This window comes from Candidatus Pelagibacter sp. PS_31 (assembly GCF_059417865.1).
Genome location: NZ_CM182069.1, coordinates 148,757 through 161,827 on the forward strand (window position 1 = coordinate 148,757; position 13,071 = coordinate 161,827).

15 protein-coding genes are annotated in these 13,071 nt (G+C 21.5%); 10 read left to right on the forward strand and 5 right to left on the reverse strand.

Going from position 1 to position 13,071, the window contains the following annotated elements; translation table 11 throughout:
* Positions 1-49 precede the first annotated feature (49 nt).
* Entirely contained in the window at positions 50-817 is a 768-nt protein-coding gene (locus AC5SLN_RS00770; RefSeq protein WP_494593616.1) for a DUF5672 family protein, read from the reverse strand.
* 110 nt (positions 818-927) lie between these two features.
* On the opposite strand from AC5SLN_RS00770, the gene AC5SLN_RS00775 reads away from it, so the two are divergent.
* The 8 genes from AC5SLN_RS00775 (at position 928) to AC5SLN_RS00810 (ending at position 8,719) form a co-directional block, all read left to right on the forward strand.
* Positions 928-2,154 (forward strand): glycosyltransferase, encoded by a 1,227-nt coding sequence (locus AC5SLN_RS00775; protein ID WP_494593618.1) that lies wholly within the window; start codon positions 928-930, stop codon positions 2,152-2,154.
* A gap of 16 nt (positions 2,155-2,170) precedes the next feature.
* Positions 2,171-3,205, forward strand: coding sequence for an O-fucosyltransferase family protein (locus tag AC5SLN_RS00780; protein WP_494593619.1), 1,035 nt, complete (start codon positions 2,171-2,173; stop codon positions 3,203-3,205).
* 12 nt (positions 3,206-3,217) lie between these two features.
* Positions 3,218-3,634: a hypothetical protein gene (locus AC5SLN_RS00785; RefSeq protein ID WP_494593621.1), complete on the forward strand. Its 417-nt coding sequence runs from the start codon at positions 3,218-3,220 to the stop codon at positions 3,632-3,634.
* Positions 3,635-3,636: 2 nt separating this feature from the next.
* Positions 3,637-3,939: an FkbM family methyltransferase gene (locus AC5SLN_RS00790; protein WP_494593623.1), complete on the forward strand. Its 303-nt coding sequence runs from the start codon at positions 3,637-3,639 to the stop codon at positions 3,937-3,939.
* A gap of 88 nt (positions 3,940-4,027) precedes the next feature.
* A complete protein-coding gene (locus tag AC5SLN_RS00795) occupies positions 4,028-4,729 on the forward strand; it encodes a class I SAM-dependent methyltransferase (protein WP_494593625.1) in 702 nt (233 codons plus the stop codon).
* A gap of 319 nt (positions 4,730-5,048) precedes the next feature.
* Entirely contained in the window at positions 5,049-6,308 is a 1,260-nt protein-coding gene (locus tag AC5SLN_RS00800) for a TIGR04372 family glycosyltransferase (protein ID WP_494593627.1), read from the forward strand.
* Positions 6,309-6,350: 42 nt separating this feature from the next.
* Positions 6,351-8,066, forward strand: a complete 1,716-nt coding sequence (locus AC5SLN_RS00805; RefSeq protein WP_494593629.1) for an ATP-binding cassette domain-containing protein — start codon at positions 6,351-6,353, stop codon at positions 8,064-8,066.
* Positions 8,067-8,110: 44 nt separating this feature from the next.
* Positions 8,111-8,719 carry an SIS domain-containing protein gene (locus AC5SLN_RS00810; RefSeq protein ID WP_494593631.1) on the forward strand — a complete coding sequence of 203 codons (609 nt, stop codon included), beginning with the start codon at positions 8,111-8,113 and terminating at the stop codon, positions 8,717-8,719.
* Here AC5SLN_RS00810 and AC5SLN_RS00815 read toward each other — a convergent pair.
* Together AC5SLN_RS00815 and AC5SLN_RS00820 are read right to left on the reverse strand one after the other, a co-directional pair.
* Positions 8,716-8,832, reverse strand: coding sequence for a hypothetical protein (locus AC5SLN_RS00815; RefSeq protein WP_494593632.1), 117 nt, complete (start codon positions 8,830-8,832; stop codon positions 8,716-8,718). The two genes, AC5SLN_RS00810 and AC5SLN_RS00815, sit on opposite strands and share 4 nt — an antisense overlap.
* A complete protein-coding gene (locus tag AC5SLN_RS00820) occupies positions 8,832-9,221 on the reverse strand; it encodes an HAD-IIIA family hydrolase (protein WP_494593634.1) in 390 nt (129 codons plus the stop codon). Before AC5SLN_RS00820 ends, AC5SLN_RS00815 begins: the two co-directional genes overlap by 1 nt.
* A gap of 61 nt (positions 9,222-9,282) precedes the next feature.
* Between AC5SLN_RS00820 and AC5SLN_RS00825 the strand changes: the two genes are divergently transcribed.
* Both AC5SLN_RS00825 and AC5SLN_RS00830 read left to right on the forward strand, forming a co-directional pair.
* Entirely contained in the window at positions 9,283-10,029 is a 747-nt protein-coding gene (locus AC5SLN_RS00825) for a glycosyltransferase family 2 protein (RefSeq protein ID WP_494593636.1), read from the forward strand.
* A 277-nt stretch (positions 10,030-10,306) separates the two neighbouring features.
* Positions 10,307-11,275 carry an NAD-dependent epimerase/dehydratase family protein gene (locus AC5SLN_RS00830; RefSeq protein ID WP_494593637.1) on the forward strand — a complete coding sequence of 323 codons (969 nt, stop codon included), beginning with the start codon at positions 10,307-10,309 and terminating at the stop codon, positions 11,273-11,275.
* A gap of 79 nt (positions 11,276-11,354) precedes the next feature.
* On the opposite strand, the gene AC5SLN_RS00835 is transcribed toward AC5SLN_RS00830, so the two are convergent.
* Both AC5SLN_RS00835 and AC5SLN_RS00840 read right to left on the reverse strand, forming a co-directional pair.
* Positions 11,355-12,461: a glycosyltransferase gene (locus tag AC5SLN_RS00835; RefSeq protein WP_494593639.1), complete on the reverse strand. Its 1,107-nt coding sequence runs from the start codon at positions 12,459-12,461 to the stop codon at positions 11,355-11,357.
* Positions 12,437-13,069, reverse strand: coding sequence for a class I SAM-dependent methyltransferase (locus AC5SLN_RS00840; protein ID WP_494593641.1), 633 nt, complete (start codon positions 13,067-13,069; stop codon positions 12,437-12,439). Before AC5SLN_RS00840 ends, AC5SLN_RS00835 begins: the two co-directional genes overlap by 25 nt.
* Between the last annotated feature and the right edge of the window lie 2 nt (positions 13,070-13,071).

Genomic DNA, 13,071 nt, shown 5'->3' on the forward strand with positions numbered 1-13,071 from the left:
TTAAGATAATCATTATCATACACATCTAATTGATGATAACCATAAACATTCATTTTTTTTTTTCTGAAAATATTTTCATTAAATTTTTATAAGTAGGAATTTTTAATTTTCCTATATTTGAAAAATAACTAAATATATGATCTTCTGGTGCTTTTATTTGGTTAATATTGGGTATACCATTTAAAATTAAAATAAATTTTCTTACATTTCTTATTGATAAACCACCATTTAATCCAATGTCATGATATGTTTTATTTATTAAAAAAAAACGTAGGTATTTTTTTATATGATTATAGATATTCAAGAAATTTAAATTTTTATCTAAAAGTTTGACATTATAATTTATTTTTCTTTTAAATTTACTAACGCACTTGTTAAAAAAATTTAACTTTTTATTTTCATATAAAAAATTTTTATTTTCAAAAAAAGTATTAAACTTTGGAAGTTTATATTTGCTAGGAGCACCAATATAATCAAAATTATTAATACTAAGATTTTTAAGATTTTTTACAATGATTGAGTCTGGTTGGTGAATTATTATATGGGTATATCTAATGAATTTTTTATAAAACTTTTCTGATAATAATAATTTACTATAAGAATCTGTACTTTTAAAATAGCAGTTATCAAATTTAATAATTTTATGTGTTTTAAAATTCCTAATATAAAAATCTAAATTAAGGTTATAGGGAGCAAAAAAAATTTTTTTAATATTTGGGTTTGTATATTCAGAAATTTTTAAATTTTTAAATTCAAAATCATCAAGTCTTCTTTTGTAAATTGGAGTACAAATTAATATTTTATTGCAATCCATCATCAAAAAATTGTATATTTTATAAATATCAATATAACAACCCAATATTCAATAAAAAAATAATTATTTTTAATAGAAGCTAAATTATTTGATATTTTTACTGTAATGAAAAAATGAAAATTTTACATTTAAACTATTATGAAAGTCAAGGAGGTGCAGCAATTGCAGTACAAAGGATTCACAATGCTCTTTTAGCAAAAAATATTGATAGTCAGATTATTGTATCTAAAAAAAATTCAAATAATCCCAAAGTAATTGGACCAAATTCAACATTTGAAGAAATTTTAAATTTATTAAAAATCTCATTTCAGAGAAAATTAAATAAATTTTCTTCTCTAAAAACTGACTTTAGTCAGTCTTATAACTTAATACCTTCAAACATTTTAGATAAGATAAAAAAAAATAATCCTGATATTTTACATTTACACTGGATTGGTAATGAAATGATTTCAATAAAACAGCTTTCAAAGATTAAGATACCTATAGTTTGGACACTACATGATATGTGGCCATACTGTGCCAGTGAGCATTACACACACTCAGACGATTATATTTACGGTTATAATAAAAAGAATTATTATTTTATTGATTTTAATTATCTTGCTTGGAAGTTAAAAAAAAAATTTTTAAATAATAATATTAATTTTGTAGCAACAAGTAATTGGCAAAAAAATAATTTAAGTAAAAGTTTTCTATATAAAAATAATTACAATCAATTAATACCATTACCCATTGATACTAATTTTTGGAGGCCAATTGATAAAAAAGTCAGTAGAAATATTCTTGAAATCAAGACAGAAAAAGTAATTCTTTTTGGTGGTGACGATTTTGTATCTAGAAAATGGAAAGGATTTGAAAGTATTAAAACAATTTTAAAAGAAGCAAATAAAAATAAGTTATTGTCAGACACAACTTTTATATTTTTTGGTGATGATAAAAATTTTTTAAATGAAGCAAAGAATTTTGAAATAAATTTTAAATATTTCAAAAATATAGCCCCAAATTCATATGATTTAAAATTGTTATACTCAGCATCAGATTTATTACTTGTACCAAGTTCATTGGAGTCATTTGGTCAATTAGCCCTAGAAGCAATGTCTTGTGGCATTCCAACTGTGTGTTTTGATAAAACAGGTGTTGTAGATATTATAGATCATTTAAAAACTGGATATATATCAAAAGAAAATTCGATTAGTGATTTCATTAATGGCATAAATTGGTGTTTAGACAAAAAAAATTCAGATTTTTTATTTAAAAATTGCATAAATAGAACCAACGAAAAATTTTCTTCTGATAAAGTTGCAGAAATGTATATTGAGCTTTACAAAAAATTAATTTAACTAAAAATTATTTTACATGAAAATAGTTAAACAATTTAAAGAAATCATAAAAGACATAATTTTTTATAGAACAAAACCACTATTTATTAAAAATAAATTTATTGATAATTATCTAATCACAAAAGGATTAAGATTAAATATCACAAAATTTGGAAAAAAAAATAAAAAAAAATATTTTTATGTTATTAAAAGAACACCAGGAGCAGGGCTATTTTCAAATTTATCATTTGTTCTAAATCATTTAATTATAGCTAAAAAATTTAATTTAATTCCAGTAGTTGATATGGAAAATTTTTTGACTTTTTATAATGAGAAAGAAAAAATTTTTAAAACTAAAAATGCGTGGGAATATTATTTTGAAAAAGTTAATAATTATAGCCTAGAACAGGTTTATAAAAGTGAAAATGTTATGTTTACTGATAACATTTTTCATAAAAATTTTTACAGAGATAACATTTTCAAAAAATCTGAAGTAATCAATACATTTAAAAAACACATAAAAATTAGAGAATATTATTTAAAAGAAGCAAATAAATTCATAAATAAAAAACTCAAACATAAAAAAGTTTTAGGTGTATTTCTCAGAGGAGGTGAGTTTCTCAGAATTTCCAATCATCATTTTCCTCCATCAATTAATCAGGCGATAAATAAAGTTCATGAAATTTTAAAAAATGAAAATTATGATAAAATTTTTTTATCAACGATAGAAAAGAGATACTATAAAAAATTTCAATCTGAATTTGGCAATAAAGTAGTTGTTTATCCATCTTTAAGATCTGATAGAGATCTAATGCGCTTTTATCCTAGAAATTTACACAGATATAAAATGGGTAAAGAAATTTTAATAGAGTCATTAATATTGTCTTTGGCAGATGGTTTTTTTTACTCATATACAAACGTTTCACAATTTGTATTATTGCTTAATATGAATAAGAAGCAAAAAAAGTACTTTATTAATAATGGTAAAAATCATAAAAATTTTTTAATCGCATCTTTTTATTGGTACTATAAAAATTTTATGCCGGCATTTTTAGGTGGTTTTGTAAAATAAACTTATTTTTATATGCTTGATATTAAAAAAAATATTAAATTATTACTTTTTAAAAAAAATTTAAAAGTAGAAAAAATATATATACAAAAAGATTACAATCAAACAGCACCAAGAATCGAACTTTTGCAAAAAATGGTCAAATGTTCTGGGATTTTACATTTAGGAGCTCATAGAGGTTCAGAAGCGGGTGTTTATGAATATTTTGGCAAAAAAGTAATATGGGTTGAGGCCAATCCAAAAATATTTTTGGATTTAAAAATTAATTTAAAAAAATATATTTTTCAAAAACCATATTGTCAACTTTTGAACAATAAAGATAATATACTTGTTAATTTTAATATTTCAAACAATGACGGTGCTTCGTCTTCAATTTTTAAATTTGGAAAGTTAAGCACTGGCAAAAAAAGCATTTGGAAAAAAAAAATTTAAAAATGATTAATAGTATAAAGCTAAAAACGTTAACTTTAGATACTTTTATCAAGATAAATAAAATTGATATTAAAAAGTATAATCATTGGGTAGTTGATGTTCAAGGAGCTGAATTAAATGTTTTAGAGGGATCCGCAAATAACCTAAAATATTGTAAATCAATTTTAATTGAGGTAAGTAAGGGAGATATCTATAAAAATGGAAGTCAATGGATTGATGTATTAAAATTTTTAAAAAAAAATAACTTCAAGCCTCTATGGAAAATTCAAAACAAACATCAAGATATTTTATTTGTTAGGAATTAAATAATATAAGATTTATATGCATAACTGTTTAATTTGCAAAAATACCCTCAAAAATTTTGTTTTTAAAATAAAAACTTGTGTTGCACCTATGGCAATTAAATTAGCTCCTCTTAAACTAATGTATTGCAAAAGTTGCGGACATTTACAAAAAAGAATTGATGATGCTTGGCATAATAATATGAGTAATTTATACGAAAAAAAATATATTTTTATTGGGAAGCACATTACTGTTAAAAAAAACAAAGTATTTGATAGAAATTTTTTAATTGTAAAGTTGTTAGATAAATACCTTAAATTAAATAAGAATGGTAAACTTTTAGATATAGGTTGTGGGGCTGGACATTTTATAAAATCATTTAGTGAGCAAAAAAAAAATTGGGAATTATATGCCCATGATTTAACAAATTTAAATAAGAAAATTGTTGATCAATATAAAGTTAAAAAATTTTATACTGGTAATGTTGAAAAAATAAATAAAAAATTTGATCTAATAAGTCTTAATCACGTTGTAGAACACTTAATTGAACCAAGAAAAGTTCTCAATCACGTTAATTCAATTTTAAATGATAATGGCAGATTAATAATCAGATTACCAAATATAAAAACTGTTCATAATGATCTCACGGTGCTTGATCATTGTTCTCATTTTACAAAAAAATCATTAGAAAATCTTCTAATATTATCAGGATTCAAAGTTGAAAAATTTTTCAATAATTTTAATAAAGCTGAGCTATTTGTTATTGCCTATAAGAATAAAAAAAAAAAGTTAATATTTCGTTCAGCGAAATAAGCAAAAAAGATATATTTAACTTACTTTGGCTAGATCGAGTTTATAAAAAAATTAATGAAGAAAAAAATAAAAATATTGGACTGTTTGGAGTTGGAACTTCGACATTTTATTTATATGCCAAATTAAAAAATAAGATAAGATTTTTTGTAGATGAAGATTCATCTAAAGTTGGAGAATATTATTATAATAGAAAAATTTATAGTGTAAGTGATGCGCCAAGAAATTCCAAAGTTTATATTGCTGTCCAAAATATATCTGAATCAAAAAAAATAAAAAAAAGACTTAAAAAAGAAAATAAATTTATAAATTTTATAGAGGGATGATTATTTATAAAGTTTACAAACAATTTTTTAAACCGATAATTTACTTTATTTTATTATTCATTCTCAAAATTATTTATCCTTTAATAAAAATAAGATTTCAAGAAATAGAAACAAAAAATATTGGTCATTATAGTAAATCAATAGAAATTTTTTTATGTGAAGAAGAATTAAAAATATATAAAAAAAATAAGCTTGATTTTTGGATAAGAAATAAAACTATTGCAAATAAATTTTTATTAAAAAAATGGAATGAGCAATTGTATATTTTGCCTTCTCGTTTTTTTTTAGATTTTTTAAAATTTTTAAAAAAAAAAAATATAAAGAAATTTATTATACCATATAGACATCCACATAATTATATAAATAAAGATTGGGAATATCATACTAAGGAAAATTTTAAAAATTTAGAAATGTGGAATTATTATGATAATAATTTTGTATTAAATAGAACAAAACCAAGAATTATTTTTTCAAATAATGAGGTTAAAAATTTTCAAAAAAAATTAGATTTATTTTTTAAAAATGTAAACCAAAAAAAAATTATATTATTTTATGCAAGGGACTCATTTTATAGGGAAAATCAACATAGAACTCAAAAAGAGAATATGTATTGGAGAAATAGTAATATTAACACTTATATAGATGCAATGAATGAAATGACTAAATTATCCTATTTAACTGTAAGAATGGGCAAATTTCTAATAAATAAAATTTCAGATGATAAGAATAAATTAATTTTTGATTATCCATTTTCAAAAATATCTAGCGACTTTTTGGATATATTTTTTTGCCATGCATGCAGCTTTGGCATATTTGATAGTGGTGGTTTTAATTCTGTTCCATCTTTGTTTAGAAAACCTATATCCTTGGTAAACATTACACACAAAAGAGAAATTAAAAATAGAAATGATTCCACATCACCGTTAATCATATTTAAAAAAATTTTTTCAAAAAAACTTAACAGACAGATATCATTTTCAGAATATGAAAAATTAAATATATTTAAGTTTCAAAAAGATAGTGACTTTAAGGAGAATCATCTTGAAATAATTGATAATACAAGTGAAGAGATTAAAGAGATTGCAATAGAGTCAGAATTAAAATTTGGTTCTAAAAATTATAAGCCTGATGAAGAGTCTATTTTTTTACAACGTAAAGCTAAAAAGATATTATGTGGTTTATCTTATGGGAATTTAGAATATATTGATATAGGCGCTCATTTTTTAAAAAATAATAAGGAATTATTAATAAATTAAAAGTAAATTATATTATTCAATTAATTTGTTAAATCTTTACATATGAAAACAATAAAATTTTTATTTACATTATTGAATAAAAAAGAAAAGCTAAAAATTCCTTATGTATCTTTTTTAATTTTGTTGAATACTTTATTGGAAGTAATAAGTATTGGAATATTAATACCCCTGGTTTCAATTTTTATAAATAACGAAAATAAATTTTTTTTTGGCATAAATCCAAATAATTATTTAGCAAACATAAATATTTCCAATCCTTTAATATTAATTACAATATTAGTAGGAATAATATATATTTTTAAAAATCTCTTCATATACTTTTTTTATGCTTATCAAGGTAAATATGTGAGAGATATTCAATTCAGAGTTACTAATGAATTATACAGCAATTATTTGCGACAAAAATATAGTTTTTTTTTAGACAATGATACAGGAACCTTAATAAGAAATATCAATTCAACTGGTGCAATTAGCTTATGTCTTCTTAGTTACCTAACATTGTTTGTAGAAATAATTTTATCATTAACAATGATTTCATATCTTCTATTTTTAAATTTTATTCCAACGATTTTAGCATTTACATTTTTTCTAGTCTTTTTTTTAATTGTTTACAAAAGTAGTAAGGAAAAAATATTTAATTTAACAAAACTTCAACAGGATCTTCAGAGAATTATTAATAAAAATTATATTAGCTCTTTCGGCTTGATGAAAATAATAAAGATATTTAATTTAGAAAAAAAAATATTAAATTTTTTAAATAAGCCTTATTTTAATAGTGTCAACGCTGAATACAAAACTGGACTAATATTACAAATACCCAAATTACTGATTGAAGTTTGTAGCATCCTAACAATTTGTTTTGTTATATTGTTCATGTCACTTCTGCAAAATAGCTCCAATGAAGAGATATTATTATTTTTGGTTGTTTATGCGGCTATAGGAATAAGGCTTATACCAGCATCTACTAGAATAATGTCATCTTTTCAAAAGATTAAAACTTATAGCCCACCATTAATTTTATTATTTAATGAATTCAAAAAAACTAAAACGAATATTTTATTAAAAAAAAAGGTTAATGTAAAAATTTCAAAGATTAAACTTAAAAATATTACAATAAAATATAATAGTCAGAGGCCTGTACTTAAAAATATTTCAATAGAGTTTGAAAAAAACAAAATTATCGGGTTGATTGGAGAAAGTGGATCGGGAAAAAGTTCTCTTATGAATGTAATTTGTGGCTTAACACCAGTTTCAAGTGGTAAAATTTTATTCAATGAAAAAAAAAATGATATTCAAATTCCTTTAATTGGTTATGTTCCTCAAGACACTCAAATTTTTGATGATACTATTTGGAATAACGTTACATTTTTTAGTGAAAAAAATGAAAAAAATATGAAAAAATTTATATATGCTTTAAAAAAAGTAAACTTATTAAATCTTTTAAAGACTTCAAATAAAAATAACTATAAAGAAGATCTAATTTTAGGAGAAAGAGGATCAAAAATTTCTGGAGGACAAATGCAAAGAGTAGGAATTGCAAGAGCTATATTTATCGACCCTGAAATATATATTTTTGATGAGATTACAAGTTCTTTGGATCAGAAAAATGCTAATGATATAATTAATAGTATTAAACTTCTTAAAAAAGAGAAAATAATAATTGTTATTTCTCATAATAAAAAAAATTTAGATATATGTGATAAGGTTTTTGAAATAAAAAAACAGAAACTTGTAAGTTTTAATTATAGAAAACATTAAATATATCTTTAAAGGTTTATTTTAATGTTTAAACTTAAATGAATATGAATAAAAAAATTTTTTTCAAAAATTATATAGAAAATTTAAGTCAATGTTATTCTAGATTAGATATAAATAAAATAGAAAATATTACAGAATTAGTTTTTAAAAAAATAAAAAGTAAAAATAATATTTTTGTCTGTGGTAATGGTGGATCTGCCTCAATATCAAATCATTTTCTTTGTGATTTTAATAAAGGTATTAAATTTTCTAGTACAAAAAAATTACTACCTAAAATAATTTCATTATCAAATTCAATAGAGTTAATAACAGCTATTTCAAATGATATTAGTTTTGAAAAAATTTTTTCATATCAATTTGAAAATTACGTAAAAAAAGATGATCTATTGTTAGTTTTTAGTTGTTCTGGAAATTCTAAAAATATCAAAAATATTGAAAATTTAGCCAACAAAAAAAATATTAAAGTTGTTAAATTTTATGGATTTAAAAATAGTTATAAAAATAAAAAAAATGAAATAATTTTCAATTTAAACTTAGAAATAAAAAACTATGGAATTTGTGAAGATGTCTTTCAAAGTTTAATGCATATGATTTCGCAAAATATTAGAGCAAAATATATTAAAAATTTTAATTTTAAAAAAAATTCACTTTAAGAATTATTTATTTCTTTCTTTATTAAATTTAAAAAATTTTTATTTTTAATTTGGAAACTTTTTATTCCTGCTCTTTTTCCACATAGGTAATCTGATCTTTTATCACCAATCATTATACAGTTTTTTTTTTTAATTTTTTTTTTTTCATATATGAATTTATCATTCCAGGATTGGGTTTCCTATCATCTGAATTTTTTTTGTATTTTTTAATTTTTGCATTTGTAAGAAAAGGACAATATTTAAATTGATCTATTTTATAACCAATTTTATTAAAAATATAACGATTCATTTTTTTATGAAGTGTCTTGACATCTTTCTCGGTAAAATATCCTCTTGCAATTCCACTTTGATTTGTAACGACACAAATTTTAATCTTATTCTTTTTAAGAAATTTAATAATTTTAAAAATATGCTTATTCCAAATAATATCTGAAAATTTATAAGTATAATTAGTATCTAAATTAATGACACCATCTCTATCTAGAAAAATACATTTTAACATTTTATTTTACAATGATTTAATATTTTATGTTATGATGAAAATAATTTATATATAATTATACATGTCCCAAATAAAATCACCTTTAATTTCAATTGTTACTGTTTCATTAAATTCACAAAAAACTATACAAAGAACTATAGATAGTGTTAAAAATCAAATATATAAAAATATAGAGTATATTATTATTGATGGAGGCTCTGAAGACAAAACTGTATCTATAATAAAAAATAATTCTACTACAGTCAAAAAGTGGGTATCAGAAAATGATAATGGTATTTATGATGCTTTTAATAAAGGTCTAAGAGTTTTTTCAGGTGATTATATAGGTTTTTTAAATTCAGATGATTATTTGTTACCAGATGCAATGAATATATTGGTAAATTATATAAATAAAAATCCAAATAAAGATTTTTTTTTTGGATCTGTAAAAAAACACTGGGGTATACTACATGGCTATAAACCATGGAAAATTTTTTATACTTGGGGATTTTATTCTAGTCACTCCTCAGGTTTCTATATTAAGAGAGAAGCAGCTAAGATTGTAGGTAATTATAATTTAAAATATAAATACTCAGCAGACTATGATTATTTCTATAGGATGATAGTAAAACATAAGTTACGGGGAGTGGGTACTAAAAAAAATGAGGTTTTTGGCGTTTTCTCAAGAGGAGGCTTTTCAAGTAAAATAAATTTTTTTGACCATATGTGTGAATGTACAAAAATAAGACTAGATAATGGTCAAAATAAATTAATAGTTTTATTAACCTTTTTTATAAAATACATCTTCAACTTAAAAAAATTGAATTAGTTAAATTTTAATGAATTACGTAAATTGTAAAAATAAAAATATCAAAGGTTTGATGTCTTTAGGTAATTTTTTTTTTCTAGAAAATTTCCAAGAACAGAAAGAAAAAATGAAAAAATTGGTTTTATATTTTGTGGACCAGACAAGAGTAATTTAGAGTATATAAAAAAAAAAACTCAAGAATATAAAATCCAAAATTTAGACTCATCTTTTTTATATAATTACAAAAAAGCAATAGAAGAATTTTCATTAATTAAAAAAAAGTGGAAAAATATTTAATATGAAAATTTTAATCACAGGTATTGCAGGATTTATTGGACACTCTTTAGCAATTGATTATCTAAAAAACAGAAATATTACAATAATTGGAATAGATAATTTTAGCAGATATTCAGGTAAAGAAATTAAAGATTTACGAATTAAACTCCTCAAAAAATATAAAAATTTTAAACTAATAAAAATTGACATAAAAAATAAAAAAAAAATTGAAGTATTATTTAAAAAAAATTATTTTGATATAGTGGTGCATCTTGCAGCTGAAGTTGGTGTTAGATATTCAATTATAAGACCCGACAAGTATGTAGATTCTAATATTAATGGTTTTTTTAATATAATTGACAGCCTAAAGCACAATCCTCCTAAAAAATTTTTATTTGCTTCTTCTAGTTCTGTCTATGGTGACTCAAAGGTGTTCCCTTTAAAAGAAAATTTGAATTTAGAACCAATTAATATGTACGCTTTAAGCAAGAAAAATAATGAAGAAGTTGCAAAAATTTATTCAAAAAAATATAAAACTAAATTTATTGGACTAAGATTTTTTACAGTTTTTGGTGAACTTGGAAGGCCAGATATGTTCTTTTTTAAAATGATCTTAAGTGTATTTAAAAATGAAAAACTTTATTTAAATAATTCTGGCAATCATTATAGAGACTTTACTTATATCAAAGATGTAGTAATTATCTTAAGAAAATTAATAAGTTTAAATGTAAAAAATAAATATGAAATTTTGAATATTTGCTCATCACGACCTATTTTTTTAAAAAATTTTATAAAAATATCTGAAAATTATCTAAAAAAAATTAATATAGTAAATGTTCCTTTGCACCCAGCTGACGTCTATAAGACACATGGCTCAAATATAAAACTTATGAAACTTATTAAAAAAATGAAATTTACAAATTTAGATACTGCAATAAAAAATACAATAGAATCTTATAAAAAATACAAAATTCATAAACAAAAAAATTAATTATTTAAAATTTATCTTTAGTTAATAATGCTTTTAATTAAATTTAAATTTTTTGGAATGTTTTTTTAAAATTATACATTTATATTATTTGTTGAATTTTACTTAGATATTTTTTTCCATTAATGTCTAAATCAAATCTACTTAAGCTTTTATAACCTGATTCTATTTTATTGTCGAATTTGCTTTTATTTTTTGCATACTTTAAAATTAATTTTGATAATTCTTTGTAATTCTTTGTTTTAAATAAAAAACCATATTTTCCATTTTCCAATATTTCTTTTGGTCCTGTTGGACAATTCGATGAAATTATAAATTTTTTTAATGTTAGCGCTTCCAATAAAACATTAGGCAGTCCTTCATATTTTGAAGTTAATATAAATACATCACTTCTTTTGATAAATTTATATGGATTTTTTTGAAACTTTAAAATCTTTATTTTATTTTGTAAATTATTTTTTTCAACAAAATTTTGTATTAGGTTTTTATTGGTTCCATATCCTATTATCAAAAGCTCAACCTCAATAATATCATGAATTTCTTTAAAGGCTTTTAAAAGTGTTAGATGATCTTTTTGATCAGTAAATCTTGAAATATTTATAAGTTTTAAAGATTCTCTCCTCCTGAATAATTTGAGATTTGTTTTTTCTTTACTTTTTAATAAAATTTCATTTTTGTTTAATGGATTATAAATTAAAACAGATTTTATTGAAAATTTATTATCAATTTCTCTTTTAAAATCAAAACTATTAACAATTATAAATTTAGGAAGACGAAAAAAAACTTTAAATAAAAAGTTTTTGATATAATTTTTGGTCCAACCAGAAGGCGATGAATTAGACCTTATAATTAGATCAAATCTTAAAATTGAAGATAGAATAATTGTATAAATGTTCGCCTGAAAAGAAATTACCGATGTATGTCTATTTTTTATTATTTCTCTAGATAAAATGAGTAAACAAATAAAATATTTAAAATACTTAGTAAATTTTCTATTTGATTTTTTTCTAAAATTTATGATTTTAATTTTTTTTGATAATTTTTTATTAAAACCATCATCAAAGGTAATTAAAGTTAAATTTTTTATGTGTTTTGATAAATAATTTGAAACAATAACTAGGTTTTTTTCAACACCACCACCGTCCATTGATGGCATGAACACAATTAATTTTTTTTGATTTTTTTCCATAGCGATCTAATAATATTTTTTAATGAATTATCTCTTGAAATAATTACATCACCTCTTTTTATAGATAAATTAGATTTTTTTTTCATTATAGCCAAACCTGAAGACATAAAAGAAAAATTTAAATCAAATAGATCTTCATTGTTATTGTAAATTCCAATAATTTTATTAAAAGTTTCCTTATTATTGATCTCACAATAAAAATTATTTGAATTTTTATTTCTTAGATATGGCAGATGTGAAATATCATCTATAAAAAAATATCCATCTTTATTTAGTAAATCAAAGTAATTATAAATAATGTTTTCAACATGCGACGCTTCATGCAAACTGTCTAGGAATATAACATCAACTTTATTTGGAATTTTTGATTTTATAAACTCAAAGTTATCATCTCTAGATTTTATAAAAGTCCATCTAGGATCTTTTGAAACATTAGAACAGTCGTCGATATCTGCAGAAAATAAATGACCATCATTATTATTACATATTTCTAAAAATTTGAGTGTTGATCTACCTTTTTGAACCCCAAATTCAAGAATATTAATATTATTAATTTTAGATATTAGCGGATAAAGAAAATTATTTAATTTATACTCATAATCAGTCATTA